Source organism: Campylobacter sp. 10_1_50 (assembly GCF_000238755.1).
GTDB classification, from domain to species: domain Bacteria; phylum Campylobacterota; class Campylobacteria; order Campylobacterales; family Campylobacteraceae; genus Campylobacter_A; species Campylobacter_A concisus_R.
The window spans coordinates 553,219-579,649 of the sequence record NZ_JH414887.1 but is presented as its reverse complement, the minus strand read 5'-3'; the positions used below and the strand labels follow the sequence as shown (position 1 = coordinate 579,649).

28 protein-coding genes are annotated in these 26,431 nt (G+C 38.3%); 16 read left to right on the top strand and 12 right to left on the bottom strand.

What is annotated here, in order from left to right:
- Position 1 precedes the first annotated feature (1 nt).
- Positions 2-649 carry an outer membrane protein assembly factor BamD gene (locus HMPREF1019_RS02910; RefSeq protein WP_009294177.1) on the bottom strand — a complete coding sequence of 216 codons (648 nt, stop codon included), beginning with the start codon at positions 647-649 and terminating at the stop codon, positions 2-4.
- A gap of 112 nt (positions 650-761) precedes the next feature.
- On the opposite strand from HMPREF1019_RS02910, the gene fliW reads away from it, so the two are divergent.
- The 6 genes from fliW to hpf all read left to right on the top strand — a co-directional run bounded on the left by fliW (position 762) and on the right by hpf (position 8,008).
- Positions 762-1,163, top strand: coding sequence for a flagellar assembly protein FliW (gene fliW, locus HMPREF1019_RS02905; RefSeq protein WP_002939483.1), 402 nt, complete (start codon positions 762-764; stop codon positions 1,161-1,163).
- Between the two features lie 360 nt (positions 1,164-1,523).
- Positions 1,524-5,348 (top strand): hypothetical protein, encoded by a 3,825-nt coding sequence (locus HMPREF1019_RS02900; RefSeq protein ID WP_232210157.1) that lies wholly within the window; start codon positions 1,524-1,526, stop codon positions 5,346-5,348.
- On the top strand, positions 5,342-5,989 hold the full coding sequence (locus HMPREF1019_RS02895) for a type II secretion system protein (RefSeq protein ID WP_009294175.1): 648 nt from the start codon (positions 5,342-5,344) through the stop codon (positions 5,987-5,989). Before HMPREF1019_RS02900 ends, HMPREF1019_RS02895 begins: the two co-directional genes overlap by 7 nt.
- Positions 5,986-6,966, top strand: coding sequence for a prepilin-type N-terminal cleavage/methylation domain-containing protein (locus tag HMPREF1019_RS02890; RefSeq protein ID WP_009294174.1), 981 nt, complete (start codon positions 5,986-5,988; stop codon positions 6,964-6,966). Before HMPREF1019_RS02895 ends, HMPREF1019_RS02890 begins: the two co-directional genes overlap by 4 nt.
- Entirely contained in the window at positions 6,966-7,400 is a 435-nt protein-coding gene (locus HMPREF1019_RS02885) for a hypothetical protein (protein ID WP_009294173.1), read from the top strand. Before HMPREF1019_RS02890 ends, HMPREF1019_RS02885 begins: the two co-directional genes overlap by 1 nt.
- 80 nt (positions 7,401-7,480) lie before the next feature.
- Complete coding sequence (gene hpf, locus HMPREF1019_RS02880; RefSeq protein WP_004317788.1) at positions 7,481-8,008, top strand: ribosome hibernation-promoting factor, HPF/YfiA family; 528 nt, start codon at positions 7,481-7,483, stop codon at positions 8,006-8,008.
- Positions 8,009-8,582: 574 nt separating this feature from the next.
- On the opposite strand, the gene rpsR is transcribed toward hpf, so the two are convergent.
- The 6 genes from rpsR to HMPREF1019_RS02850 form a co-directional block, all read right to left on the bottom strand.
- Positions 8,583-8,843: a 30S ribosomal protein S18 gene (gene rpsR / locus HMPREF1019_RS02875; RefSeq protein WP_004317775.1), complete on the bottom strand. Its 261-nt coding sequence runs from the start codon at positions 8,841-8,843 to the stop codon at positions 8,583-8,585.
- A 16-nt stretch (positions 8,844-8,859) separates the two neighbouring features.
- On the bottom strand, positions 8,860-9,387 hold the full coding sequence (locus HMPREF1019_RS02870) for a single-stranded DNA-binding protein (protein ID WP_009294172.1): 528 nt from the start codon (positions 9,385-9,387) through the stop codon (positions 8,860-8,862).
- A gap of 13 nt (positions 9,388-9,400) precedes the next feature.
- Positions 9,401-9,820, bottom strand: coding sequence for a 30S ribosomal protein S6 (rpsF, locus tag HMPREF1019_RS02865; protein WP_004317779.1), 420 nt, complete (start codon positions 9,818-9,820; stop codon positions 9,401-9,403).
- A 77-nt stretch (positions 9,821-9,897) separates the two neighbouring features.
- Positions 9,898-10,896 (bottom strand): DNA polymerase III subunit delta, encoded by a 999-nt coding sequence (holA, locus tag HMPREF1019_RS02860; RefSeq protein ID WP_009294171.1) that lies wholly within the window; start codon positions 10,894-10,896, stop codon positions 9,898-9,900.
- Positions 10,889-12,808 carry an RNB domain-containing ribonuclease gene (locus HMPREF1019_RS02855; protein WP_009294170.1) on the bottom strand — a complete coding sequence of 640 codons (1,920 nt, stop codon included), beginning with the start codon at positions 12,806-12,808 and terminating at the stop codon, positions 10,889-10,891. The genes holA and HMPREF1019_RS02855 overlap by 8 nt, the downstream gene beginning before the upstream one ends.
- Positions 12,805-13,623 carry an HDOD domain-containing protein gene (locus tag HMPREF1019_RS02850; protein ID WP_002939488.1) on the bottom strand — a complete coding sequence of 273 codons (819 nt, stop codon included), beginning with the start codon at positions 13,621-13,623 and terminating at the stop codon, positions 12,805-12,807. The genes HMPREF1019_RS02855 and HMPREF1019_RS02850 overlap by 4 nt, the downstream gene beginning before the upstream one ends.
- A gap of 142 nt (positions 13,624-13,765) precedes the next feature.
- Between HMPREF1019_RS02850 and ilvC the strand changes: the two genes are divergently transcribed.
- Genes ilvC through ruvX form a run of 4 tightly spaced genes read left to right on the top strand, consistent with a single transcriptional unit; the run spans position 13,766 to position 17,387 of the window.
- Complete coding sequence (ilvC, locus tag HMPREF1019_RS02845; protein WP_009294169.1) at positions 13,766-14,788, top strand: ketol-acid reductoisomerase; 1,023 nt, start codon at positions 13,766-13,768, stop codon at positions 14,786-14,788.
- Between the two features lie 3 nt (positions 14,789-14,791).
- Positions 14,792-16,240, top strand: coding sequence for a divergent polysaccharide deacetylase family protein (locus HMPREF1019_RS02840; protein ID WP_009294168.1), 1,449 nt, complete (start codon positions 14,792-14,794; stop codon positions 16,238-16,240).
- Positions 16,237-17,007: a DNA-processing protein DprA gene (locus HMPREF1019_RS02835; RefSeq protein ID WP_009294167.1), complete on the top strand. Its 771-nt coding sequence runs from the start codon at positions 16,237-16,239 to the stop codon at positions 17,005-17,007. Before HMPREF1019_RS02840 ends, HMPREF1019_RS02835 begins: the two co-directional genes overlap by 4 nt.
- Complete coding sequence (gene ruvX / locus HMPREF1019_RS02830) at positions 17,004-17,387, top strand: Holliday junction resolvase RuvX (protein WP_034901073.1); 384 nt, start codon at positions 17,004-17,006, stop codon at positions 17,385-17,387. The genes HMPREF1019_RS02835 and ruvX overlap by 4 nt, the downstream gene beginning before the upstream one ends.
- On the opposite strand, the gene HMPREF1019_RS02825 is transcribed toward ruvX, so the two are convergent.
- The 5 genes from HMPREF1019_RS02825 to hemW all read right to left on the bottom strand — a co-directional run bounded on the left by HMPREF1019_RS02825 (position 17,382) and on the right by hemW (position 21,455).
- Positions 17,382-18,176: a hypothetical protein gene (locus HMPREF1019_RS02825; protein ID WP_009294165.1), complete on the bottom strand. Its 795-nt coding sequence runs from the start codon at positions 18,174-18,176 to the stop codon at positions 17,382-17,384. The two genes, ruvX and HMPREF1019_RS02825, sit on opposite strands and share 6 nt — an antisense overlap.
- Entirely contained in the window at positions 18,173-19,195 is a 1,023-nt protein-coding gene (gene queA, locus HMPREF1019_RS02820) for a tRNA preQ1(34) S-adenosylmethionine ribosyltransferase-isomerase QueA (protein WP_034901228.1), read from the bottom strand. Before queA ends, HMPREF1019_RS02825 begins: the two co-directional genes overlap by 4 nt.
- Positions 19,188-19,943, bottom strand: a complete 756-nt coding sequence (gene tatC / locus HMPREF1019_RS02815) for a twin-arginine translocase subunit TatC (protein ID WP_009294163.1) — start codon at positions 19,941-19,943, stop codon at positions 19,188-19,190. The genes queA and tatC overlap by 8 nt, the downstream gene beginning before the upstream one ends.
- Entirely contained in the window at positions 19,943-20,341 is a 399-nt protein-coding gene (gene tatB, locus HMPREF1019_RS02810) for a Sec-independent protein translocase protein TatB (RefSeq protein WP_009294162.1), read from the bottom strand. The genes tatC and tatB overlap by 1 nt, the downstream gene beginning before the upstream one ends.
- A gap of 67 nt (positions 20,342-20,408) precedes the next feature.
- Positions 20,409-21,455: a radical SAM family heme chaperone HemW gene (gene hemW / locus HMPREF1019_RS02805; RefSeq protein ID WP_009294161.1), complete on the bottom strand. Its 1,047-nt coding sequence runs from the start codon at positions 21,453-21,455 to the stop codon at positions 20,409-20,411.
- Positions 21,456-21,586: 131 nt separating this feature from the next.
- Between hemW and HMPREF1019_RS02800 the strand changes: the two genes are divergently transcribed.
- The 6 genes from HMPREF1019_RS02800 to HMPREF1019_RS02775 are packed head-to-tail and all read left to right on the top strand — an operon-like array spanning position 21,587 to position 26,431.
- Entirely contained in the window at positions 21,587-22,051 is a 465-nt protein-coding gene (locus HMPREF1019_RS02800) for an RNA pyrophosphohydrolase (RefSeq protein ID WP_009294160.1), read from the top strand.
- The gene (locus HMPREF1019_RS02795) at positions 22,051-23,250 is read left to right on the top strand and encodes an aspartate kinase (protein WP_009294159.1); all 1,200 of its coding nucleotides are present in this window, start codon (positions 22,051-22,053) and stop codon (positions 23,248-23,250) included. The genes HMPREF1019_RS02800 and HMPREF1019_RS02795 overlap by 1 nt, the downstream gene beginning before the upstream one ends.
- On the top strand, positions 23,250-23,789 hold the full coding sequence (locus HMPREF1019_RS02790) for a HobA family DNA replication regulator (RefSeq protein WP_009294158.1): 540 nt from the start codon (positions 23,250-23,252) through the stop codon (positions 23,787-23,789). Before HMPREF1019_RS02795 ends, HMPREF1019_RS02790 begins: the two co-directional genes overlap by 1 nt.
- Positions 23,790-24,410: a DNA polymerase III subunit delta' gene (locus HMPREF1019_RS02785; protein ID WP_009294157.1), complete on the top strand. Its 621-nt coding sequence runs from the start codon at positions 23,790-23,792 to the stop codon at positions 24,408-24,410.
- Positions 24,407-25,546 carry a dihydropteroate synthase gene (gene folP, locus HMPREF1019_RS02780; protein WP_009294156.1) on the top strand — a complete coding sequence of 380 codons (1,140 nt, stop codon included), beginning with the start codon at positions 24,407-24,409 and terminating at the stop codon, positions 25,544-25,546. Before HMPREF1019_RS02785 ends, folP begins: the two co-directional genes overlap by 4 nt.
- A 24-nt stretch (positions 25,547-25,570) precedes the next feature.
- Positions 25,571-26,431, top strand: a complete 861-nt coding sequence (locus HMPREF1019_RS02775) for an NADAR family protein (RefSeq protein ID WP_009294155.1) — start codon at positions 25,571-25,573, stop codon at positions 26,429-26,431.

Genomic DNA, 26,431 nt, shown 5'->3' with positions numbered 1-26,431 from the left:
CCTATTCAAACAGTTTTCTATACCATGCCACGTCAGGTTTGATAAGGTCTGAGTTTTTAAACGGTGACTCTTCAAGCTTTTGCTCGTAAATTTTAGCCGAAACGTCACGGCCAGTTCTCTTGTAAAGATCTGCTATTTGCATATCTAAGAAGTAAAGAGCGAGCTTAAATTTGATAAGCATGGTCTCGATAAGCGGCTTATACTCGGTATTTGGATACATATAAAGAAATTTTTCGATCTCAGTTACGCTATCCTCCATTAGCTTTTGGTTGCGGTTTGGCTGGGTAAATGAGTCAAAATTTGCTTTTATCTTTAGATATTGAGCAAATTCTGTTTTTGGGCCGTTATCGCCGTATCTTTTGATGTATTCATCAAGATAGTGATTTGCCATGAGATACTCTTCATCATTTGCGTGAGCTTGGGCAAGGATGAGTAAAATTTGCTCCAAAAGCGGGCTTGCAACGTGCTCGCTAGCCATTGAAACGTAGTGTTTATCAGCTGACTCCAGATCGCCATCTTTTATGTCAGCGATGACCTGAGCGTACCACTCATCTGGTGTTAGATTGTAAAGTTCGGTGTATTTTTCAGCACAACCACTAAAAAGCCCTAAAAGAGCTACGACTGCTAGAAATTTAGAAAATCTTTTCATGCTTTTCCTTAAAAATTTTAAATTCGCTTATTTTACATTTTTTGGCATTATTTTTGTATAAATTTTTTAAAACTATGCTAAAATAAGGCAATTTTACAAAACAGGAGTTAGTATGATTTTTAGTGTTAAAAGCCCTATTTTAGGCTTTGAGCATATCAAGACGATGGAACTGATTGAGCTCGATAAATTTTTTGTTAAGTTAGCAAGTAAAGATGACGAAACATCTTTTACAATGATAAATCCTTTCGCGTTAAGAAGTTATGAATTTGACATCCCAAGCTACTATGAAGAGCTTATGGACATTAAAGAGAGTTCGCAACTTAGAATTTACAACATCATCGTAGTTGCCCTCCCTCTTGAGAAATCAACCGTAAATTTCGTGGCTCCTATCGTTTGCAATATGGACAATATGACTTTATCTCAAGTAGTGCTTGACGTTACAAAATATCCACAATACGGACAAGCCGAGATGATAGAAAATTTTATACAGAAAGCAACAAGCAAGGACATTTAGAAATTTTGAGTCTAATTACATTGAAGTTATTGTAATTTGAAATTTTTTGTTTTATTTTTTTTATCTTGTATTTATATCTTTGGTGATGAAGTATATCCAATAGATTATTTATTTATACCACATAGTGATGTATGCTCTTTTGCTGATGTTTGTAATGCTGGTTATGAATGCTCGATAGACAAAGATGGTTATAAGCATTGCATAAAAAAGGATACTTCTACTACTGAATCTATGTATTATGTTGCTAATGACGATTATGGCAATCCAGTAAGAGCACGTATATATAGATATAATGATGATAGTGAAAGTATTGTACTGAAAAAGAGAGAAGAAGCTAGTTTTAAAAGAATTATAGGCGATATGGATGTCATTGGGGCTAGTGTAATTATACCAAAGATAGATGGTTATAATTTTTTGCCTCAAAAAAACATAGGCGGCAAAAATAAATTCTCGCAAACTTCTCAAATTGTAGAGAAAAGATTTGTTAATGAAGAACCTAGTTTGGGAACAACTAAATTCCCAAACTCATCTAGTGCAAAATTTAAATTTGAAGAAAAAAGTCAATATGAAAAGGAACACATAGATGGGAGCAAAATAAAATATGCGAGATTATATTGGGGAGGTAGCTTATATAAAGAATGGAATATAAAAACAAACTATGCTGCAACTATCTTTGAAGACACATATGGTTATTCAAGAGTAAATTTTAAGACCCCAAAAGGAACATTTGTAGTACAAGCAGATAAAGATGATGTCAAATGGATTGGGTCTTTTTCTCAAGGTGATCCAACTATAATGACGCATGATAGCTGGACAAAAGATGTAAGTCCTAATATAAGTGGAAGAGGCGGATATTACTATATTTATCAAGCAAGTGCCGACGTAACAAAAGAGGTGAGGGATAGCCTTGGTACTTCAAGCCAAAATAGAACATTTAGTGTTGGTAGTATAGCGGCTAGTATTATAAAGTTAGAAAAAGAAACAAATAAATCCATAACATTTCCTGTTTTTACTACACCTATTGAAATGGTAACTAAAAAATTTAACTCACCTTATGGTGCTATACTTTACGGAGATGGCAAATGGAATTCGTCTTTTAGTGCTTCTCAGTTTGGTGGTTGGAGTTTAGTTATAGTTTATGATATGGGTGAAGATGGTGAAGCAAAAGGAGTCGAGCCAAGAGCAGTAAATATATATGATGGTATGGCAAATATCTATCCTGGCGGTATTGGAGTTAGCCAAGTAAATTTAAAATTTGATGGTTTTTACACTCCACCAAGCGGAGATATTAGATCAACCTTGGCTCTTTTTAGCTTTGGAGGTAGACAAGAAGTGAAAGGTGATGATATAGCAATAAAGCAGGATGGTACTTTTAAAAGTGTTTGGTCTCCGCTAAATTTACAAAACACAAAAGATAATCAGTTTAACTCTTCTATTGCCAGATTTAATAATCCAGCAGATAGTAGTAAAATTTATAATGGACAGATGGATCTTGATTTATTTGACATTTCAGACAATATGTCGCATAGACAAAAAGATGTAGAGGTGCAGTTTCAAGTTACCAGTGAACGTGATCAGGATGGTAACTTCCAGGGAGAGAGACAAAACATTGGTATGGTTGCCTTTTCTACCTTGCTCTATAATCCTAAAGTGTGCTACACAGAAAAGCTTGAGGTTAGTAGAGATAAAGGTGCTAGCTGGATACCTGTAAAGTTAAAGGGCAGTTCTGGAGAAGCAACTATCGTAAAAAAAGGCTCCTTGGTAAGGACTACCTTAACAGTTGAAAATGGAGGTAGCGAGGATGCTTATGGCTCTATCTTAAGAGTAAATTTAAAACCTGAATTTATGAGCTATAAGGATACTTCTACTAATTTAAGAACTAGTAAGGTGATAATATCTGATGCGAGATCAAATTCAGAAAACTGGACCACGCTTACTAGCGATACTAATGAAAATCTAAACAGAATTGATAGTCATACTTTAGAATATAAAATAGGAAAAAACGCAAGCCATGCAGTAGGCGGAGAGCTAACGCATGGTTGTCAAAACTATGCAAGAGTTCAGTTCATAGGCGTGATAGAAAAAGAGTATAAAAAGACAAGATATGAGGCTAAATTTCAAAATAGTGACGCAGGCTTAAAGTTTGATGATAGGATAAGCGAATGCACTCCAACATCGCCTAATCTAAAGATCGTAGAGGAAGAAGAAAATGACTTCTATCCACGAAGTAAAAAAGATGATAATTCAAATGGGGACTATAAAAACAGGCTTTTTACAAAGATAGCAAAAAAACCTTTTAGTATATACATCACAAATTATAGTAAGATAGATGGAAAGGCAAAAGCACCCGACTCGCCTACTGATGTAGATCTTAAACTTGTAGAGAACTGTAGTAGTGAAAATTCTGTATTAGGGCATCCTGTAACACTTCATTTTGCAAGTAAAGACACTGAAGAAGTAAAAGTAACTGTGCCAAGACCTTACAGAAAACTTCATGTTAAGCTAAAGTATCATAGCAAACCAAAAAATCAAGATGTGGTAAAGTGTGAAGTCTTTGATGCATTTGCTGTAAGACCAGCTATGTTTCAGCTCTATGATAAGTCAGGCAGTGGTGGTGTATATAATGGTAGTAGCGTACTTGTGGGAGGTAAAGACTATAAGGACATAACTTTAGCTGCTTATAATATAGATAAGACAACTCTTGCAAATGGATATACAAATACCTTAATCGCAGGTAGCTCCGTAACTGGAGTAAATCGTTATACAGAAAATAATGTATCAATCTTGCCTGTGGATAAGGCAGGGTGCATAATCACCGAAGATACAAAAAAGAGACTAAGTGAAGACAATAAACTAAAGATAGCCTTTGATAATCCAGCAAAAGCAGTAGGCACTATAACTAACTTAAAAACAAATAAAGAGGGATTTTCTTTCTCTGATATCGGAAATGCTAAATTTTATGTGGTGGATAAAAGCTATACAAGTATAGATAAAAAAACTCCACCACAAGATAGTGACTGTGTGCTTGACAAGAGTGATAATAATGAAAATACCGATGGCAAGGTTGGTTGCGATATAGAATTTGGTGAGAAAAAATTTGGTTTTGAGCCAAATGATCTTGAAGTAAGCGAGTTTAAAATTTTGCCAAGAGGCATTAGCTACGTCGCAAATGAAAGCAATGCAAGCTTTACTCCTATCTTGAGTTTTAAAGTAAAAGCTAGACTTTTTGATGATAATCCTGCACTTTTATATAAAGACGGTTGTTACTCAAACAATACACGCTTTAAGATAAAAGTAGGAGAAATGATAAATGGCTATACTGATAATAATGGCACTTTACTAAAAAACGACATAGATGGGCTAGCTAAGCTAAATAGTGAAATTTTATTTTTTGGCAATCTTGATGCTAGTAAAGTCGAAAAAGTAGATCCAACTTCTTTACACGAAGGGCTCTTTGAAGTCAAAAAAGAAGCGTTTAAAGGCGGCTATGCTGATGTAAATTTAAAATTTAATTTCAAACGCGAGAAAAATATGGCTAAAAACCCTTTCGAGGTAACAAGTGATACTTTCACGTTTGAAAGTTTAGTCGATGCAAATAAAACAAAAAATAATGGCAACTACAAAAAGCCAACCACAAAAACATCGGCAAAATTTTACTACGCTAGGACATACGCGCCTTACTATGAGGGGCCAAACACTGGCTTTAAGGCAAAAATTTACTACGGAGTGTATTGCAATGGTTGCGACGAGAGTAAATTTATGTTGCAAAAGCCTGGATCAAGCGCTCGCTGGGAGGAGTTCGCGGGTACGCACTCATGGTATGTAAATCCTCTGCACGATGCTAGTTATGGCAATGTAGATAGTTACAGCTTTTCAAATCACACTACGCGAGATATAGCCAAAGAGACAGCACTTAGTGACGGCATCAGCTACATTTATGTAAAAAATAACCGAGCAGTTACGGATATAGCTAAGATGAATACAGAAAACTGGCTCATATATAATGAATTTGATAAAGATGCAACGACAAATGATTTTACAGTGAGATTTCTCGTGCCAAATGGTGACTGGGCTGGCAAGACCCTAAAAAGTGGCTCTAGTAAAGGTGACGTGGGAAATGTTATAGGCGGCGAAAATAACTTTAATGATCTAAGCGATAAGACAAATAGGAGAATTTCTTGGTAAAAAGAGGCTTTTCTCTTATAGAGCTTATCCTCTCGATAGTCGTTGTAGCGATCATCAGCACGTCGATACCGCTTGTGCTAAAGACCACATCTGAGCTAAATCAAAAGGCAGTTACACAAGAGAGCTTGATGAATGCTAAGACCTACATGGGGCTTATCTTGAAAGCTCCTTTTAGCGACAAGGTCATCAAGGTCTCGACAAACATTGGCGGCAGTAGCGCTGAGACGGCTTACTTTTTTCCTATCATCTTAAAGCCAGGTGATAAAAGAAACGAATTTTATAAGATAAATAAAATAACAGGCGATGGGCATAGAGTTTTTGCCTATACAAACTCATCAGATCTAGCACCTGATACGGCAGTGAGATCTGTGGATTACTATGGCAGAATATTGGATAAAAATTTAAACACAACAAATCAAAATAGAGACTATATAGTTGGCTCAGACTATGAGGTAAGTGTTGGCGAGGATAAGGGCTGGTTTAAGCCAAATTTAGGGCTAGATAATAGCGACGTAAAAGAGATAATTGTAACTGCTACCTCATATAAAAATGACACAAAACAAGAGACGACATCGGTGCTAAGAGCTTACGCTTTTAACCTAGGTGAGGGCGGCTCGCTAAATACGAAAGCGTGGAAATGAAAAGAGCCTTTACTCTTCTTGAGCTTGTAGTCGTCATCGTCGTACTTGGTATCATCGCTATGATGAGCTTTAATGCCATAATGAACATCTACTCAAACTACTTTCAAACAAGGACAGTAAATGAGCTCGAGACGCAAACGGAGATCGCCCTGGAGCAAATTTCAAAGAGGCTAGAGCACCGCATAAAGCCAAGCGTGATCGCTAGAAAACCTAGTGGAGAGTTTTTGGCACTAAATGATAGTGGGGTAAATTTAGATGCTAAGTATGAAATTTTAGAATTTATCCCTTATGCGTATGAAATTTTTAATGACGTTATATCTCTTGATGCTAATGACCATGTCATAGAGCAGGGCGGAAAGGCAGGCAGATATAGTGGCTATGCGGATCTTGCTAAGAGCTCACCAGTAACTGGCATGATAAGTCCTGGAAGTAATTTCACTACTGGAGTGGTCGAGACCATAAAAGATCTAACTTGCAAAGATGATGCAAGAAATAGTAAATGCGTGGATTTTGAAAATAAAGATGGCGGCGTTGTAGCGATATTTTCTGATGTTTATTACAATGTGCAAAGCTCTTTTGGCTATAGCAACGGAAGTGTGCCTGTCAGTCTAGACATAGCAAAAGTTGGTGTAAAGGATGGTCAAAGAGGTATAAACGGCAACACGCTAGAAATTTCAGGATTTGATGGCAAACAAATTTCAGAGCAATATCATCTAGCCTACACAGCAAATGCCATAGTGCCAGAGCAAAGCGCTGATCCAAAAGATATAGCAAACGGCGTCTTTGATCTAAATTTATACTACGACTATCGTCCATGGATGGGAGAAAAATATAAACCAAATGGCGAAAAAGCAACCCTTGCCAAAAACGTTACGAGGTTTGTCTTTACTGAAAAAAATGGCGTCATCGTGCTAAAGCTTTGCATGAGGGCAAAAAACTCAGAGATAACCATCTGTAAGTCAAAGGCGGTTTATTGATGAGGCGAGGATTTACACTCATTGCAGCGATATTTTTTGTGGTGATCGCAAGCTCTATTTGTATGCTAGCTCTTTCGATCGCTAGCACTTCAGTTAAGCAAAATAGTGAAATTTATCTAAGAGAGCAAAGCGAGCTGGTAGCCCGTGCAGCGACAGAATACGCCATGCTAGCTATCATAAGCAATGACTTTTATAAAACTGGAGCAGTTTGCCTTGGCGACGAGCACAATCCGATAGCTGGCGAATTTGGCGATCTTTTTACCTTTAAAGTATTTGTAAAATACTTTGGCGATATGGGCATTTGTTCTGGTGACGCAGTGGCTGCTACTGGAGCAAATCAAGGCACGATAATGCTCGATGTCTTTGTCAGCTCAAAGCCAGGAAAAGCCTCAAATCCTATAAATTTTCACAAACGAACTCTTCAGAAACTTTAAAATTTTATAAAGATTTTACTTTAATTTGCTTTTAGTTTCGTCGTGTTATAATGATCTTACTTTCTATAAAGGAGATTGCGATGAACATAAGCATTGTAGGAAAACAATTTGAGCTAACAGAGCCCATCAAAAACTACATCCAAGACGCTTTTGACACTCTTGGCAAGTACAACCTTGACATCATCTCAGCAAGATGCGTAGTAGGAGCAGACGAAAAGCAAGGTAAAAAGGGTTTTAATGCAGAATTTTCTCTAAATATGGCACATAAAGACACGATAGTCGTTCGCCAAAAAGATAAAGATCTCTATGCGGCGATCGATCTTGCTATCGAAAAGGCTTCAAAAGTTTTAAGAAGAGAGCACGATAAGAAATTTACAGTAAAAGGCAAGGCTGATGATAAAGAATTTCGCTCTAGAATAGGCGAAGAAAAGATCGAAGGTGTCGAAGAGATCGTGCCTATGGAGCTTGAAATTTACAAACCTCTTGAGGTAGAAGAAGCGCTTGATAAACTAAAATCAAGCGATAAACAATTTTACGTATTTAACGATGTCGATGCCAAAATGCGCGTCATTTACAAAAGAACAGACGGAACTTTTGGTCTATACTAAAACTAGGGGCGCTTTGCCCCTAAATTTATTATCCACTTTTAACTCTTGTTTTAAATTTCAAATTTTATTTTGTGTTCTCTAGTGTTCTGTGTCGTTTGGTAGTATTTTTATGGGCAAAATAGCTCTAAATTTAACCATTAAACAAATATAAAACTGAATAGCTAAATTTAAAGCCTTCGTGGAATATTTTGTTATTGTAAAAATGGTGCATAAATTTAAGAATTTATCGAGTGAAATTTATAAAAGACTTTCAAAAACTTGATGAAATTTAATATGTAAATTTAAAAAATAGACAACATCTAGAGAAATCTGGCTACTTTGGCGACTTTAAAATGCTTATAAAATTTAAAAATTGGCTAGTAAATTTATAAAAAAGTTTTCAAAAAGCGTGAAAAATTTAAGAGGCAAATTTAAAAATTAGACAGTATTTAGATAAATTTGGCTAGCTTAGTATTTTTAAAAAGCTTATAAATTTAAGAATTTGATGTGGAATTTTGTAGAAGATTGGAAATAGTAAAAATTAAGAGATAAATTTAAAAAATTTTAGCCCCAAAACAGGGCTAAAATTTATGGATTATAGACCTTCAAAAGGGTTTGAAACTACGTCTTTGCGATCAACTATATAAGGTATGATAGCTGCGTGGCGAGCTCTCTTGATCGCTTTTTCTACCATCTCTTGGTATCTTTTTGATGTGCCAGTTAGGCGTCTTGGCATGATTTTAAATCTCTCTGACAAGCAATACTTCAAAAGTGAAGTGTCTTTGTAGTCTATAAAATCAATTTTTGCTTCTGTAAATTTGCAATATTTGCGTGAATATTTTCTTTTTTCTGCCATTTTTTATCCTTTAAAATTAAAACGGTATTTCTTCGTTGTTGAAGCTATCAGCATCAACGTCTATATCAGGAACTTCTGAATAACTCTCTTGCTTTCTTTGCGGTGCAGCTTGTGGCCTAATTTCTTGTTGGCGGTTATATTGGTTATTTTGATATCCGCCTTGTTGTCCGTAGCTACCGCTATTTTGGCTATTCATAGAGTATCCGCCTTGTTGCGTTTGGTTATTTGAGCCAAGCATCTCCATGCTCTCAACGGCGATAGAGTGTTTTGAACGATTTTGTCCGTTATTGTCGGTCCACTGATCAAATTTAAGTCTTCCTTCGATAAGCAGCTTTGATCCCTTGTTGAGATATTGGTTTGCTATCTCTGCACTCTTGCCAAAAAATGATATATCAATAAAGCAAGTCTCATCTCTTCTTTCCCCATTTGAGGTGATTTTGCGTGTCACAGCTATACTAGAATTTCCTATGGCAACGCCGCTAGTAGTATATCTAAGCTCTATATCTCTGGTTAAATTTCCAACTAATACTACTTTATTGAACATTTTTTATCCTTGATTATTCTTCTGTAAATGTTTGCTCGTCTACTTTTTCAGCTCTTGGCTCGCGTGGTGCTCTTGGCTCGCGAGGTTCTTTTTTTATAGTTTGCTTGATACCTTTGCAAAGTCTTTCCCAAGCTGCGATTTCGCGTTTGTTTTCATATTTAACGCTTAAAAATCTTATGATATCTTCTGTAATCCTTACGTTTCTTGTAAGCTCTGCAAGAAGTGCTGGTGGAGCTTTGTAATAGATAACAAAATATGTTCCACGCTCATATTTTTTGATGGTATAAGCTAGCTTTCTAGTGCCCATCTCAACGACAGTAGCGATCTCGCCGCCGTTTTTTGTTATGACTTCTTTTACGAAATCAACCTTAGCTTTAACTTCCTCTTCCGTCAATGTCGGCTTAAGAATAAATAAAAGCTCGTAATGTTTCATTTTTTCTCCTTATGGATATTTAGCTCACTTTGTGAGCAAGGATTTTGCATTAAGCAAGGGTGGATTTTAGCTTAAATTTACTTAATATTTGCTGTTGATATGAGGTGCTGGAGGTTTAAAATGGTCGATAATACGAAAATTTCTTTATCCATTTTCGTATTTATTTTTAGCTCTAGCTCGGCTAAATTTAGCGCTTTAAATATCTCCAAATAGGCATTTAAACTTAGCTTTAAGCTATTTGCTTTTAGTAAATTTGCCACATTTACTGGTGGCTGATAGCCGATCGCTTCGTCTAAATTTAAGCGGCCATTTATCTTGATGTAAGAGTAAATTTTAAACAGCCTAAAAAAAGCTTTGTAAAGTGAGTTTAGAAGTAAAATTTCATTAAAATTTGGATCTTCCAAGTAGGTAAAAAAGTCGTTTTTTATATCTTTTAGAGCCATAAATTTATTGAAAAAGTCATCAAAATTTATCCCGCCAAGTCCAAAAACAAGCCTTTTTACATCGTCTTGTTCGATGTGTGTGTTTAGGCTCTTTAGTTTTGTAAGCTCACTTGCTGCAAGGTATAAATTTTCATTATGCGTAAAATAAAGCTCATAAAGTGCGTTTTTGGTTATGTTTAAGCCTATTTTAGCTGAGCTTTTGGCTAGTAAATTTATCGCTTCATCTGGGTTTGAGGGCTTGAAAAATCTAGCAAAATTTGCCCCAAAAGCCTTTTGCGTATCAAAAACTAGCTTCATATCGGCCTCATAAAGCTCAAATAAAAAGTAGTTGTCCTGGCTCTTTGAACAAAGTGAGATGAGCTCTTTTAGCTCTTTTGCCGGGATCTTTTTGTCGCTTTTTACATAGAGGATATTTTTGCCGCCAAAAAGCGACTGCTCGCTTAGGTGAGAGCTTGCTTGCGCGTAGTTGTACTCGTCAAAATAAAGGCTTAATAAATTTGCATCTTCGCTTGAGTAAAAGCTCAAAATTTCCTTGCCAAAAAGCTCGATCTGAAACTCGTCCGCGCCAAAAAGCAAGAAGTAGTTGCTTAAATTTGCATTTGCTAAATTTAGCTCCAAATCTTTTCTATACATCGATCTTTCTTACCACTTTTGCAAAAATTTTAGCACTCGCGATGTCGGCCTCTGTGATCTTTACGACAAGCTTTTGAAGTAAATTTGCGCTGTATCCAGTGATGAAAATCCTAGCTCCAACAAAATGATCATCAAGCTTAGCGACCAAGACATTTTGGTTTTCGCTCACGTAGCAGCGCACCTCTTTGCCGATATTTGCGGCTGCCCAGCGCGCAAATTTCCTATCCATAAAGTCGTAGGCTACCTTGTCGGCCTCTCTTTCAAGCTCGCTTAATGTTGCACATGTACTTTGGATGTTTAAAAGTAAGAAGTTGTAAAGCTTCTCATCTTTTGAAATTTTGGCCTTTAAAAGTCTGTGTAAAATAAGGTCAGAATAGCGTCTAATAGGGCTTGTAAAGTGCGTGTATCTATCAAATCCAAGCCCAAAGTGGCCTAAATTTTCACTTGAGTACTCAGCTTTTTTTTGAGACTTGATGATGAGCTTGTCTATCTCCTCGCGGTTGCCTAGTTCATCGGCCTTTGCTTGGATCTTTCTTATCAAATTTGCAAGGTCGCTCTCGTAGGTAAAGTCAAGTCCCAAAAGCTGCAGGTCCTCAAGTAAGGTATCTATCTTTTTAAAATCAGGCGAAGCGTGGTTTCTAAAAACGCCCTTTGTGATGAGCTTAGCAGCAGCCTTGTTTGCTAAAAGCATGCAGTCCTCGACTAGTCTATGCGAGTCGGAGTCACTTTCAAACCTAGTTTGTGAAATTTGACCCTCTTCGTCAAGGCTCATTCTAAGCTCTTTTGTCCTAAAGTCAAACGCGTGCAAAAGCCTTTTTTTGCGAAGCTTCGTGGTGAGTTTAAAAAGTGGCTTGATCCATGAAATTTCACACTCTCTTTTACCTTCTAAAATTTCATCGATCTCATCGTAGTTAAAGCGCCTTTTTGAAAGGATGATCGCCTCAAAAAGCTCCTCTTTTTTTACCTCGTTGTTTGCATCAAGTGAAATTTTAAAACAAAATGCAAGGCGCGGCACGTCTGACTTTAGCGAGCAGATATTTTCACTAAGCGCGCGCGGCAACATCGGCACTGAAATGTGCGGAAAGTAGATAGAAAAGCCTCTTTTTTTAGCCTCGCTATCAATGGCGCTATACGCGGTCACATACTCGCTTACATCGGCGATTGCTACGTAAATTTCGCGCTTTTTCTCATCAAAATATATGGCATCGTCAAAGTCTTTGGCATCGACTGGATCGATCGTGCAAAACTCTAAATTTCTTAGATCAACCCTGTTTGGATACATGCTAGCATCGACTTCGTCGCCAAATGCCTTTGCTTCAAGCTCGCAAGCCTCGCTAAATTTATCATTTTTATTATAAATAGCAAGCGAAATTTTCTCATCGCTTAACGGATCTTCTAAATTTCCTAAAACCTCGACTATTTCGTTATTTAGGTTGTTTATCTTTAGTAGCGTCCCAAGTGGGAGCATCTTTAGGCTTTTTTGCGTTGCCTTTAAGGTTGTGCTTAGCCCAGTTTTTAAATTTACCCCTAAAATGGCCGCCCCAAAGCGTTTTGTATAGACCACGCTTGTCTCATTTGCAAGCTTTAGGCTCATCACTATCTTAGCGCTTTGGCGTTTTTTCTTAAGTGGCAAAAGCTTTGCTAGCACGATATCGCCAAGGTGAGAGTTGTTTAAATTTTTATTTTCGACGATGATATCTTGTTTGAAGCGCTTGTCAAATGGCATGATAAAGCCAGTTGCGTTTTGGCTGATGTCTAGCTTGCCGCAGACATAGCCGTTGTTTAAGTAAAATTTATCTTTATGGGAGCTTACGGCACTAAGGTTTAGGAGATTACGTAAGATCTCTTTATCTTCGTTTGATATCTCTTTTTCTTTGATGCCAACTAGAAGTGATGTTAAAAATTCTTTCACAAATTGTCTTTGACTTTGCTAACAGCCATTAAAAATGTATCTCTATCAAAGCCATATTCGTTTATAAGAAGTGTTGCATTATTTATGCTTACATCGTCAAGCTGGTTAAAGATATTAACCGCTGTTTTTACTACTTTTAACGCTCTTGCGTACTCTTTTATGTGATCAGGTGCCTCTTCAGGATTATTTGAATAAAGTATTGAATTAATAAGTTCTGTCTCAAGGTTCCATTGTTCAAAAATTTTAGCAGTAACCTCTTCATTTGTCATATCAAAAATCTCTGTTTCTAATAAAGCTAGATCAACAGAGCCTGTTATTTTTTTTATTTTTTCTTTAAATTCTATATCCTGGTTGTTTTCAACTAATTCATGAGCAAGCACTATCTTTCCAACTTCTAGCATAAATGAGGCTGGAGAGAGGACTTCTAGTTTTTTAGGATTAATTTTGGAATACCAATGATACATTAATGTATTTTGCATTATAGATATATTTAAGAAGTCTTGTCCTGTGATACTATAAGGTTCTAAATTAATAGAAAAACTTTTTCTGATAGCACTTGATAATGCAAAGCCGCGGATAGTAGCCATACCAAAAAGTGAAATGGCTCTCGCGATAGTCGTGATCTCTTGAGAGAAACCGTAAAGCGGTGAGTTTGCAGAACGTAAGATGTTTGCTGTTAACATCGGATCCTTTTCGACCACTTTTGTAAGGTCGTTTATCGAGCTGTTTTCGTCAGCGTGTATACGTTGAATTTGTATAACAGTGTCATCTAGCGGAGGTAATGCCTTGATTTTTTTTAGAATAGATTCATTCATTGAGTCGTCTCTTTTGGTTAAATTTCTGTGTATTTTAGCAAAATAAATTATCATAAAACTTAAAATTAGTTTCTGCCTGTTTCAGCCGAATTTTTGCTGGCTAGAGTTATAATTTTGCCAAATTTTAACAACAGGAGAAACAATGGCTATAAATGTTTATTATGATAAAGACTGCGATTTAAGCCTTATTCAGAGTAGAAAAGTAGCAATCATTGGCTTTGGCTCACAAGGTCACGCACACGCTGAAAATTTAAGAGACAATGGCGTAAGTGTCGTAATCGGTCTTGCAAAAGGTGGCAGAAGCTGGGCAAAAGCTGAGGCTAAGGGCTTTGAAGTAAAAACTGTAAGCGAAGCTACAAAAGGCGCTGATGTAGTTATGATCCTAACACCAGATGAGCTTCAAGCTGAAATTTATAAAAATGAGATCGAGCCAAATTTAAAAGATCACGCTGCTATCGCATTTGGACATGGTTTTAATGTTCATTTTGGACAGATCAAAGCTCCTGCAAACATAGACGTCATCATGATCGCTCCAAAAGCCCCAGGACACACAGTTAGAAGCGAATTTTTAAGAGGTGGTGGCATACCTGATCTTATCGCTGTTGAGCAAAATGCAAGTGGAAAGGCTAAAGAAATCGCTCTAAGCTATGCTTGCGGTATAGGTGGCGGTAGAACCGGCATCATTGAGACAACATTTAAAGATGAAACTGAAACAGATTTATTTGGCGAGCAAGCTGTGCTTTGCGGTGGTCTTTGCGCACTTGTAAATGCTGGATTTGATACGCTTGTAGAGGCTGGATATGAGCCTGAGATGGCGTATTTTGAGTGCTTACATGAGCTAAAACTAATCGTTGATCTAATGTATCAAGGTGGCATGGCTGATATGCGCTACTCTATCTCAAACACAGCTGAATATGGCGATTACGTAAGTGGCGTAAGAGTAGTTGGCGAAGAGAGCAGAAAAGCTATGAAAGAAGTTTTAAGAGAAATTCAAAATGGTAAATTTGCAAAAGACTTCATCCTAGAGAGAAAAGCAGGATATGTTAGAATGAATGCTGAGCGCGGTATAGCCGAGAGAAGCTTGCTAAATAAAACTGGCAAAAAACTTCGCGCAATGATGCCTTGGATAACTAACGGCAAACTTATAGATCAAAGCAAAAACTAAGCCTTGAGCGAAAAAAAGACTACAAAGAAGCGTCCTGCAAAAAAGAGTGCGGGTCGCTCTCATAATAAAATTTTCCTTGGTATCGGCGTCATTGCTGCCATTTTGATAGTGGCACTTATCGCAGCTCTTAGCATCAAAAACAAAGATGTTGAGCAGATAAGCAAAGTAAATGAGCCAAAGAGCGAGAAGCAAATTTCAAAAAAAGCTGAGCAAAAAGTTGCTAGCAAAGATAAAAAACAAGAGTACGAGAAGAGAAAATACCCTCTAAAATTTGATGAAGATGAAAATTTAAGTAAAATTTTTACCGATCCTAAACATAAAAGCGAGCTTGCTCTAAAGCCAAAAACTGAGCCAAAAGAGCAAAAAAAGATAACTCCTGAGATAAAAACTGAAGTAAGAGTAGAAACTAAAAAAGAAGAGCCAAAAAAAGAGCAAAACGATACGAAAAATCTACTTGCAAATTTATATAAAAATATGCAAAGCAGCGTAGATGCAAGCCATGAAGCAAAGAGTGAAGAAAAGCCAGAATCAAAGGTCGAGCAAGTAATCGAGCCATTTTATGCAGGCAAAAATGAGACAAAAACAGAGACAAAGATAGAGCAAAACAAAAGCGTTGAAGCAAATTTAAGCATAAAAGAAAATTTAAAGCATAGTGAAATTTTAAAACCAGAACCAGCTAAAAAAAGTGAGGTTGAGCCTAGCAACAAAGCCAAGAAGCAAATTTACAGCGAAAAACCGCAAAAAGAGAGCACGAAAAAAGATGACTTTGCAGTTGTGCCATTTACTCCAAATAGCAGCGTAAAAGGGCGTGCAAAGCTGGTGCTAATAATCGATGATGTGGCGACATTTGAGCACGCTAGCATGGTAAAGTCAATCGGTCTAAAGATAACGCCGTCCATTTTCCCAGCGACAAAAACTCATCCAGATACGCCAAACATCGCTAGAACGTTTGAGTTTTACATGATACATCTGCCGATGCAAGCAAAGCACTTTGATAGCCCAGAGATAGGCACTCTAACGATCAATGAGAGCTTTGAGAGCATGCTTGAAAAGATAAAAAAGATACGCAAAGACTTCCCGCGCGCAAAATATACAAACAACCACACAGGATCGCGATTTACCAGTGATTATGATGCGATGGACAAGGCTTATAGAGCGCTGATAGAGCAAGGCTTTATCTTTGTTGATAGTAAGACGATCGCTCAAACAGCCGTGGCAAGGGCTGCTAAAAAGTATAATCAGCCTTACATTTCAAGAGATATATTTTTAGATGATGATCCATCGGCTAGTGCAGTTAGGCGAGAGCTTGTGGCTGCTGTAAATTTAGCCAAAAAAAGGGGCTACGCGATCGCCATTGGGCATCCAAAGAAAAACACGATCGCAGTGATAAAAGCTAGCAAAAACAACATCTTAAAAGATGTAGAAGTTGTTTATCTAAAAGATATTTTATGAAGCTTGAAATCATCCCAGAAGCGCTAAATAGGCTAAAAAATCCCCCAAAAGAGCTAAATTTCATAGGCGACACCTCACTTCTTAGCATGCCAAAAGTAGCAGTCGTTGGCTCAAGAAAGGCAAGTGTCTATACAAAAGAGTGTGTCACGGCACTTTGCGCAGCACTAAAAAGCGCAAATGTCTGCGTGGTAAGTGGTGGAGCTATCGGCGTGGATATCACAGCGCACAAGGCTGCCATGCCACGAACTATCGGTGTTTTTGCAAATGGACTTGACATCATCTATCCAGCTCAAAATAAAGTAGCGATAAGAGAAATTTATGAAAACGGCTTGGCTCTAAGTGAGTATGGTGAGGGCGAGCCGCCGATCGCGTATAGATTTTTAGAGCGAAACCGCATAGTTGTGGGGCTTGCGCAAGCTCTTGTGGTCGCACAGGCTGATCTAAGAAGTGGCTCGATGCAAAGTGCAAGGCTTGCAAATGAGCTTAAAATCCCTCTCTTTGTCCTGCCTCAGCGCATAAATGAGAGCAATGGGACAAATGCCTTGCTGGCTAGCAAAAAAGCCGAGCTTATCGATGATTACGTTAAATTTGCTTCGCTTTTTGGCGAGGTAAAAGAGCAAGAAAAAACAAACGATGAGATCTTGAAATTTTGCAAAAATGGCGTTAGCCTTGATGAAGCATTGGCTAAATTTGGCGAGATCATCTATGAGTACGAGCTTGACGGGCTAGTTGAAATTTCAAATTTAAGAGTAAAAAGCGCACTATGAGAGAGAAATTTATGGCGATCGATGTTGGACTAAAGCGCATAGGGCTTGCTTTTGGCTTTGGAGATGTCGTGACGCCCCTTGAGCCAGTTCTTAGAAAAAATAGAAATCAAGCCGCAAGAGATGTAAGCCAAAAAGTAAATGAATACGCTCCAAACACGCTAGTAGTTGGCGTGCCAATCGGTGGCAGTAGTGAGGACGAGATGAGAAGGCGCATAGAGCACTTTGTATCGCTTCTTGACGTGCAGGCTAATATCGTCTATCAAGATGAAGCCTTTAGCAGCAGTGAGGCAAGTGAAATTTACACAAACACAAAGCGAGATGGCAGGCTTGATAGCGTCTCAGCCACCATCATCTTAAAGAGATATCTAAAAATTTTATAAATTTCTAGCTACTATCCCCAAAGTTTCGTGCAAACTATCGCTAGTAAATGGCTGCCTAAGTGTAATCATCTTCTCGCTTTTGATGCTTTTGGCTTCATCCTTGCTGATGATGACGATGTAGAAATTCTTAAGCTTTTGATAAGTTAGCATCTCGTCAAGCCTTGCTTTGTCGCTTAGATACTCCTTTTGCACAAAGATGATGTCTGGCTTGAAAATGGCATCTTTTATATGTAAATTTAAACTCTCAAAGCTCTTTTGCTTATTGAGCTTTAGTCCATGAAAGCTTAGTTCATGGCTTATAATTGAAAATATATCTTTATCTTCACAAGCTATTATTGCATTTTTACCAGACAAGTTAGATATTTTTGAATTGCGTTTTTTGAAAGTGCCACTTTTTGGCAATGGAATATTTATATTTATACAAAAGCCATCGACTATTTGATTTATATGAGCGTTTAGTTCACTTAATAAAACATCTGCTTCATTTATGAGTTTTTTATTTTGTTTTAATGGCACTGTTGTGCATTTTATATATATGTCAAAATGCACTGAAGTTAAACTATAATTAACTATATTAAAAATTATTGAAAGTTTTGAGTTGGTGACTTCTTTTAAATAATATCTGCTTAAATTTTTGATCGCGCCTATTAGCTTATGCGCTTCAAAGCTTAGGTAGCGTGGGTAGTTTGGGTTGTAGTTAAAGACGATGGCGTTGTTTCTAGCTGTTGCGTCCTTAAAAAGTGCCTCTAAAAAAAGCTCCATTTGTGCGACAAAATCAACGTTTTTCATATCACAAGCATCCCATCGCCATAAGAGTAAAATCTATACTTTTCGCTAACTGCCGTTTCGTAAATCCTCATCGTCTCTTCAAGCCCTATGAAGCTAGTAACTAGCATTATAAGCGTTGATTTTGGCAGATGAAAATTTGTTAAAAGGTAGTTTTGTCTGATAGGTTTATTATTTAAGTTTAAAAATAGCTTGCAAAAGCCACTTGGCTGCTTGCTTCTAGCAAACTCTTCAACGCATCTAGTAACTGTCGTACCAACGCCAAGGATGGGTTTGTTTGAGCTTATGATCTCTTGAGCTTTTTTGCTTAGCTCGTAGAATTCTGAGTGCATTTTGTGGTCATTTATGTTTTGGCACTCCACGCCCTTAAATGTCCCAGCACCCACGTGAAGCGTTATGTAGGCGACCTCGTGCTTTGCCTTTATTCTCTCTAACATCTGCTCGCTAAAGTGCAGACTGGCTGTCGGAGCCGCAACTGCGCCGCTATTTTTAGCAAATATGCTTTGATACCAGCTCTCATCGTCCTTTGTATCAGCTCTTTTTATATATGGCGGAAGTGGGACATGACCGATCTTTTCTAGCTCGCTAAAAAGTCGCGCCGTATCTAAAATGACGCCATCTTTGGTGAAATTTACCACCCTTGAGCCATCATCATTTAGCTCAAGCACATTTACCTTTATGCTATCAGCGAAATTTAAAACGCTACCAACACTTACTCTGCCCCTTATATAGACGCTAAATTTATTATCATTAAGCGGTTGATTTAGCATCACTTCGCAAGCTCCGCCACTTTGTTTGTGTCCTAAAATGCGGGCCTTAACTACCTTTGTATTGTTAAAAATGACCGCCGCATCATCTGGGATGAGACTGGCTAGATCTTTAAATTTATAGTGCTTTATCTCTTTTGTCTTTTTAAGATAAACAAGCAGTCTTGCCTCTTCTTTGGGCAAAACTGGCTCTTTTGCGATGAGCTCACTAGGCAGAAAATAATCATAACTTGAGATATCGTTTATGTCACTCATCGTCTGCGTCGCTGTTAGTGTCGCTATCTTCTTCATCGTCATCGCTTTTGCCAGCTCTTTTGGCAACAACTATTGAAATTCCATAAAGTCCGATGAGCGGTACTGCCATTAAAATTTGGCTTATCACATCAGGAGGTGTCACTATGGCTGCAAAAATAAAGATGACGACTACCGCATATCTAAAGTACTCTTTTAACATCTTGTCGTCGACTAGGCCGATCTTTGCTAGAAAAAATGTAATGACTGGAAGCTCAAATGAAATTCCAAAGCCAATCAGCAGCTTTGTAAAAAAACCCACATACTCGCCGATGCTTGGTAGTGCTGTAAATAGCTGGCCACCAAAATTTACCAAAAATGTAAAGCCAAGTGGGATGACAACATAGTAGCAAAATGCCGCTCCACACGCAAACATAAATGAAGCTGAAACAACAAATGGAATCACATATTTTTTTTCATTATCATAAAGTCCTGGTGCGACAAATAGCCAAAATTGCCAAAATATGATAGGTAAAGCGACGATAAGGCCAGCAAAAAATGCAACCTTCATCGCAGTAAAAAATGGCTCTTGGATTTGAGTAAAGATGATGTTTGAGCCAGCAGGAAGCACTTGTTTTAGTGGTTCGCTCATCCAGGCAAGTATTGGGTTCCAAAAAGTAAAGCAGATGCCAAAGCAGATAAAAACACTCACTATACTTACAAAAAGTCTTTTTCTAAGCTCGATTAAATGGGGTCTTAACTCTTCAAACATTATGCCTCTTTTTTATCGTTTAAGATTGTATCTTTAACTAAATTTGTTGGATTTTTTATATTTTCTACCGTTTTTTTGGTGTCATTTACGACATTTTGTATATCATTTGTGATATCAGTAGCGCTTTTTTTGATCTCGTCAAGCTCTTCAAAAGTGAGTTTTTTACGCACACTTTGAGCGCTTTGAGTTATGCTCTCTTTGTATTTTTGAGCGTCCTCTTTTAGCTCGGCTATCTTCATCTCTTGATCAAATGTTGATTTTGCGTCGTTTATGCCTTTTTTAAACATCTTTAGAAATTTGGCGATCTGCACCATAGCGCTTGGCAGCTTGTCAGGGCCCAAAACTAGCACGGCGATCACGGCGATGACCAAGATCTCAGAAAAACTCATTCCAAACATTTTTGCCTCTGTTAAATTTTATTTAAGCTTTGTATTTTATCTTGACTTTGCTCAAATTTTTATAAATTTAGCCCTCGATAAAGAGTGCGATCTCGTCGCTGAGTAAGAAATTTGGGTTGTAAAATTTGCCATTTTTAAAGAGCAGTTTTTCATTTTCTACAAGTAAATTTGCTCTTTTTTTCTGAGCTTCATTTAAGCGCCCAGCCTCCACACCCACGATGCTTCTAAGCCCTAAAAATATGTGCTCTCTTGCTAGCTCGCTTGGGCTTAAAATTTCTCTTTCTCTATGCGTTGGCTGCGTGATGTAGGCGTCTATGCTATTTTTGGCGTAGTATCTGGTGTCATCCACAAAGCCCACACTAAAAGCCCCCACGCCAAGGTAGTTTTTGCCCTGCCAGTAGCCAAGATTGTGCCTACAAATTTCTCCAAAATTTGAAATTTCATACTGCTTAAAGCCAGCACTCTGGGTCTGCTCTATCATAAATTTAGCCAAAGTGTCGCTATCCTTTTTATAGCTTTTTTTGCCAGCAAACGGAGTGTTTTCTTCAAGTGTGAGCGAGTAGGCGCTTAGATGCGTGATAGCAAGACTTTTTAGATTTTCAACCTCAGCTAAAAGGCGCTTTTTGGTATCAAATTTAGTGTCATAGATGAGGTCTAAATTTATGCTCTTAAAGCCAGCTGTATGGGCATTTTCAACTGCTTTAAAAATTTGCTCACTGCTGTGGATGCGTCCTAGAAATTTAAGCTTATCTTCAAAAAAGCTTTGAGCGCCAAAGCTTATGCGGTTTGCGCCTAAATTTTTTACATGCTTTAGCCAGGCTAAATTTGCAGAATTTGGATTTGCTTCAAATGTGATCTCGGTTTTAGGCGTGCAAAGTGGAGCTAAAATGCTAAAAATTTCATCATAAAACTTAGCATTTACCGCGCTTGGTGTGCCGCCGCCAAAAAATATGGTTGAAATTTCTTTTACATTTTGGCTTTTTAGCTGAAAATCTAGATCAAGGCAAAGTGCCTTAAAGTAGGCGCTAACCTTCTTAAATTCGTCATCGCTTGAGCCAAAGGCGCAGTAAGGACACTTGCTCTCGCAAAATGGCACGTGGATATAAACTTGCAAATTTCTCTCTTTTTTAAATTTTGGCGATTATAAGAAATTTGGCATTTAGAGCAGTTTAAAAGTAGCTTTCATTTATCTATCTCTTAACTCTTTTTCGTTATCATCTCAAATAAAATTTTTTTGGAAAAAACATGCAAAAAAAATATAGACCAAATGTAGCAGCTGTCATTTTGTCTAGCTCTTACCCTTTTAAATGCGAAATTTTAGTCGCAAAAAGGGTTGATATGGACGATATCTGGCAGTTTCCTCAAGGTGGCATAGATGAAGGCGAAAGTCCAAAACAAGCGCTAAAAAGGGAGCTTAAAGAGGAGATCGGAACTGATAAATTTGACTTCTTAGAAGAGTATCCTGAGTGGCTTAGCTATGACTTTCCAGCAAATGCATCAAAGAGGTTTTATCCATTTGATGGGCAGACGCAAAAGTACTTTTTAGTTAGGCTTAAAAATGGTGCGAGCATAAATTTAAAGACCGAGCATCCAGAGTTTAGCGAGTATAAATTTGTAGATATCAACAAGGCTTTAGAGGGGATAAATCACTTCAAAAAGCCTATTTATGACAAAGTTTTGAGTTATTTTAAAGAGAAAGGATATTTTTGATGTTAATCGTTCAAAAATTTGGCGGAACTAGCGTAGGCACGCTTGAGCGCATCGAAGCTGTGGCAAACAGGGTCATCGAGACTAAAAATAGCGGCGCTGACGTGGTTGTGGTTGTTTCTGCGATGAGTGGAGTTACAAATCAATTGGTTGAATATAGTGAGTATTTCTCAAAGCATCCAGACGGCGTTGCTACTGATATGCTTTTAAGCTCTGGAGAGCAAGTAACCACCGCACTTTTGACGATTGCACTTAATGCAAAAGGCTATGCGTGCGTAGGACTAACTGGCGCAATGGCTGGGATAATAACAGATGAAATTCACACAAAAGCTAGGATAGAAAAGATAGGTACCACTAGGCTAAAAGCTGAGCTAAAAGCTGGCAGGATTGTCGTCGTAGCAGGCTTTCAAGGCATAGATGACAAAGGCGATATCACGACACTTGGTAGAGGCGGAAGCGACCTTAGTGCGGTTGCATTAGCAGGTGCGCTTGAAGCTGATCTGTGTGAAATTTTTACCGATGTTGATGGCGTTTATACGACTGATCCAAGGATAGAAAAAAAGGCAAAAAAGCTAGAAAAGATAAGCTATGACGAGATGCTTGAGCTTGCCTCTGCTGGGGCAAAAGTGCTTCAAAATCGCTCAGTCGAGCTAGCAAAAAAACTAAATGTCAAACTAATCACAAGAAGCAGTTTTAACCACAATGAAGGTACATTAATAGCAAAGGAAGATAATATGGAAGCGGTTTTAGTAAGCGGTATAGCACTAGATAAAAATCAAGCAAGAGTAACTTTAAGAGGCGTAGTCGATAAGCCTGGCATCGCAGCTGAAATTTTCACAGCTCTAGCTCATCAAAATATAAATGTAGATATGATCATCCAAAACGTAGGACACGATGGCACGACAAATTTAGGCTTTACAGTGCCACAAAACGAGCTTGACCTAGCAAAAGAGACTATGCAAAAGCTCTCAGCTGCAAAACATGTCGAGTATGACGATGCGATCGTGAAAGTCTCAGTCATCGGCGTAGGCATGAAGAGCCACAGCGGCGTAGCATGTCTAGCATTTGAGACGCTTGCAAAAGAGGGGATAAATATCCAGATGATCTCAACAAGCGAGATAAAAATTTCAATGATCGTCGATCAAAAATATGGCGAGCTCGCAGTTCGCGTGCTTCATGATGCGTATAAGTTAGATAAATAATGCAAGATTTTATCCAATGGACGCTTGAGACTATAAGAAGCGAAAGATATATGAGCTGGATGGAGGAAAAGCGCGTCGAATGGACGCCTTTACTTGCATCTAGGCTTAAATTTTTGCTTGATAGCAAGGCTTTTATAGTCATCTGCGACGATGAGCGAGAGTGGTTTGAAAACTATCTTTTAAGAAATATTAACCGCACAAAAAGCGAGCGTCCGTTTTTGCCATTTTTTAGCCTAAGATCGCTCTATCCAGCCTTTGACAGTATCGAGACAAACGAGCAAAAACAGCTTTTAAAAGATATGCTAAGTCTTGCCTTTCCAAATGGCTACATATTTTTTTACATCGGCAAGAGCATAGATAAGCGCGCAAATTTAGCCAAGACTGACGAAAACAGCTATATGTGGCTCTTTGACGAGCAGGCGCAAAACAGCTTCACGCTAAGCTCTAGCGATGAAAACTTAGACATCAAACTTCTAAATTTATATAAACTTTTTGACAAGAGCATAGACGCCGTGCTCTTTGCAAAGGTGATGCTCTAAATGCTTAATAAAATCGTCATAACAAGCGATTTTGAAAATTTAAAAGCCAAGCTTGAAGCCGAGTTTGGCGTAAATAATCTAAGATTTTTTATAAGCGATGATTTTTTGTTAGAAAATGCAAAAGAGGTCATCGCCGAAGCCTACATCGCTGAAAAAGATGAGAAAATTTTAGTTATAGAAGCAAAGTCTTTTCGCACCGAGGCTCAAAACGCACTTTTAAAGATCATCGAGGAGCCACCAAGAAACATCAAATTTATAATAGTAACGCAGAGCAAAAATTTGCTTCTACCAACGATCAGATCGAGGATGCTCATAGAAAATAAACTCACAAAAAAGCCAAAAATGAGTGTTGAGCTAAATTTAAAATCGCTCAGCCTAAAAGAGCTAACAAGCTTTATCGATCAAAAGATAGCCGAGGAGCAGGCGCAAAAATTTGGCAAAAACGAGCTAAAAGAGCTTGTCGGAGCCATCGTGACAAAGGCGGTTGATAGCGGGTATAAATTTAGCGGCGAGGAGATGGAGTATTTTTTCTCACTCATAAAGCTTGCCGATCTAAACGCCAAGTCTCACGCCGTTTTGACGCCACTCTTGCTTACTATCTTTGAGAAAGGACGACGTTGAAATTTTATAAGATAAATAACAAAAGCGACTTTAATGAAATTTGCCAGGCCGTCTCGCCAAGCCCTGCTGGCGCGAAGCTCATGCACGAAAAGAGCGAGATAAATTTTATCTTCATTGACGAGATAAAGACCCCAGCGGCAAATATCCTAAAACAAGACGCCCTAAGTGTCGGCGCCGAGCTTGTGACGCATAATGATACGATTTTAGGCAAAGAGAGTCTAAACAAAGCCTTGTTAATGGCGACAAATGCACAGCTTAAACAACTAGCTAAAAAAGAGAAGCTGCAAGACTTTGGGCTTAAAAAGCTTGCCGTCTTTTTAGAGACTAAATTTACAAAGCCCACAAAGCCTCTTATAATGGGCGTGGCAAATATAAATTCGGATAGTTTTAACGAGCAAAGCCGCATAAATACGCAAAATGGCATAGCAAAAATAGAAGCGATGATCGAAGCAGGTGCTGACTACATCGACCTTGGCGGCGTTAGCTCAAGGCCAGGGAGCGAGTATTGCGGCCGCGAGGAGGAGTTTAGGCGTATAAAAGATATCATTGAAGAAATTTATAGGTTAAATTTATACGAAAAGGCGAAATTTAGCCTTGATAGCTTTGATGAGTATTGCTTAGAATTTGCTCTAAACCACGGCTTTAAGATGATAAATGACATCACGGCAAATGCAAATTTAGCCTCGCTTGCTGCAAGATATGACGCGCAGTTTTGCATGATGCACATGCAAGGCGATCCTGCTACCATGCAGATCGCGCCAAAGTATAACGACTTAATCGGCGAAATTTCAGACTTTTTTGAGCAAAAGATTGTCCTTGCTAGGGAGCTTGGCGCTAAAAAGATAGTGCTTGATGTTGGCATCGGTTTTGGCAAGACGGCTGAGCAAAATTTACTGCTTATTAAGCATTTGGAGCATTTTTTGAAATTTGACTGCCCGCTGCTAGTCGGCGCTAGCCGCAAATCAGTCATAAATCACTACTATAAAAGCGAGGTCAAAGATCGCTTGCCAGGCTCACTTTATCTGCACTTAAAAGCCTTCGAAAATGGCGCGCAGATCATAAGGACGCACGATGTGGCCGAGCACAGACAGCTTTTTAATATGCACGAGGCGATGAGCCAAGCCACGCTTTGGTAGGACGCTTGGTTAAAAAGAGGCTAGATGAGAAATTTATTGCCACCACCTTGGATCAAATTTCCACAGATTGCTCCCTTTTCTATCGGCTGGAGGATGGGTTACGGCGAGGATTATAAGTTTAAATTTAATGAGTGGCTAAAAACGCTAAGCCAAGATGAAAAACGTCAATACGAGCAGCTCTTTGCCGAGCCTGCGACGTGGCGTGGATACTGGGACGAGAGGCTAGGCAAGGATGAGAGCGCGCTTTTTGTAAATGGTGACTTTGTCATAGATCTTTGGGAGCGCGAGCCTAGATATGAGTTAAAATGGCTTAAAAAGCGCTACAACGCTGGCAAGTCGGATAAATTTCTTCTATTTTGGGGTTATCAAAAGAGCGTAAATTTAAGTGCAAGCTGCCTTAGTCAGTGGTACGCTTCTAGTTTTTGGCAAGACGAGGTTCATTATGTTTGTGCTGAGCAATATATGATGGCGAAAAAGGCTCAGTGTTTTGGCGATAAAGAGGCTTTGAAACAAATTTTATCCGCCAAAGATCCAGCGCAGATGAAGGCGCTTGGCAGGCAGGTGCGAGGCTTTGATGCTAGGGTCTGGGACGAGGTCAAATTTGGCGTCGTGCTAAATGCGAGCTATCTAAAATTTAGCCAAAATGCTCCTTTGCGTGACTTTTTGCTACAAACTGGGAGCAAAATTTTAGTCGAGGCAAGCCCAGTAGATAAAATTTGGGGCATAGGTATGAGTGCAAGCGATGAAAATGCGCAAAATCCTATGAAGTGGCGAGGGCAAAATTTACTTGGCTTTGCGCTGATGAGAGTCAGAGACGAGATAGCAAAGGTCTATAAAAATATCCACCTTTGTGACGCGAGAGAGCTAAATTTGGATCATTTATAA

Bases quoted from the DNA above. Each gene is read 5' to 3' on its own strand.
- HMPREF1019_RS02890 (WP_009294174.1), top strand. From the start codon at position 5,986: ATGAAAAGAGCCTTTACTCTTCTTGAGCTTGTAGTCGTCATCGTCGTA.
- ruvX (WP_034901073.1), top strand. From the start codon at position 17,004: ATGAGAGAGAAATTTATGGCGATCGATGTTGGACTAAAGCGCATAGGG.
- tatB (WP_009294162.1), bottom strand. From the start codon at position 20,341: ATGTTTGGAATGAGTTTTTCTGAGATCTTGGTCATCGCCGTGATCGCC.
- HMPREF1019_RS02775 (WP_009294155.1), top strand. From the start codon at position 25,571: ATGAGAAATTTATTGCCACCACCTTGGATCAAATTTCCACAGATTGCT.
- HMPREF1019_RS02785 (WP_009294157.1), top strand. From the start codon at position 23,790: ATGCTTAATAAAATCGTCATAACAAGCGATTTTGAAAATTTAAAAGCC.
- HMPREF1019_RS02910 (WP_009294177.1), bottom strand. From the start codon at position 649: ATGAAAAGATTTTCTAAATTTCTAGCAGTCGTAGCTCTTTTAGGGCTT.
- HMPREF1019_RS02800 (WP_009294160.1), top strand. From the start codon at position 21,587: ATGCAAAAAAAATATAGACCAAATGTAGCAGCTGTCATTTTGTCTAGC.
- HMPREF1019_RS02885 (WP_009294173.1), top strand. From the start codon at position 6,966: ATGAGGCGAGGATTTACACTCATTGCAGCGATATTTTTTGTGGTGATC.
- fliW (WP_002939483.1), top strand. From the start codon at position 762: ATGATTTTTAGTGTTAAAAGCCCTATTTTAGGCTTTGAGCATATCAAG.
- HMPREF1019_RS02790 (WP_009294158.1), top strand. From the start codon at position 23,250: ATGCAAGATTTTATCCAATGGACGCTTGAGACTATAAGAAGCGAAAGA.
- queA (WP_034901228.1), bottom strand. From the start codon at position 19,195: ATGAGTGACATAAACGATATCTCAAGTTATGATTATTTTCTGCCTAGT.
- HMPREF1019_RS02900 (WP_232210157.1), top strand. From the start codon at position 1,524: ATGGATGTCATTGGGGCTAGTGTAATTATACCAAAGATAGATGGTTAT.
- HMPREF1019_RS02835 (WP_009294167.1), top strand. From the start codon at position 16,237: ATGAAGCTTGAAATCATCCCAGAAGCGCTAAATAGGCTAAAAAATCCC.
- HMPREF1019_RS02850 (WP_002939488.1), bottom strand. From the start codon at position 13,623: ATGAATGAATCTATTCTAAAAAAAATCAAGGCATTACCTCCGCTAGAT.
- holA (WP_009294171.1), bottom strand. From the start codon at position 10,896: ATGTATAGAAAAGATTTGGAGCTAAATTTAGCAAATGCAAATTTAAGC.
- rpsR (WP_004317775.1), bottom strand. From the start codon at position 8,843: ATGGCAGAAAAAAGAAAATATTCACGCAAATATTGCAAATTTACAGAA.
- rpsF (WP_004317779.1), bottom strand. From the start codon at position 9,820: ATGAAACATTACGAGCTTTTATTTATTCTTAAGCCGACATTGACGGAA.
- hpf (WP_004317788.1), top strand. From the start codon at position 7,481: ATGAACATAAGCATTGTAGGAAAACAATTTGAGCTAACAGAGCCCATC.
- tatC (WP_009294163.1), bottom strand. From the start codon at position 19,943: ATGTTTGAAGAGTTAAGACCCCATTTAATCGAGCTTAGAAAAAGACTT.
- HMPREF1019_RS02870 (WP_009294172.1), bottom strand. From the start codon at position 9,387: ATGTTCAATAAAGTAGTATTAGTTGGAAATTTAACCAGAGATATAGAG.
- ilvC (WP_009294169.1), top strand. From the start codon at position 13,766: ATGGCTATAAATGTTTATTATGATAAAGACTGCGATTTAAGCCTTATT.
- HMPREF1019_RS02795 (WP_009294159.1), top strand. From the start codon at position 22,051: ATGTTAATCGTTCAAAAATTTGGCGGAACTAGCGTAGGCACGCTTGAG.
- HMPREF1019_RS02825 (WP_009294165.1), bottom strand. From the start codon at position 18,176: ATGAAAAACGTTGATTTTGTCGCACAAATGGAGCTTTTTTTAGAGGCA.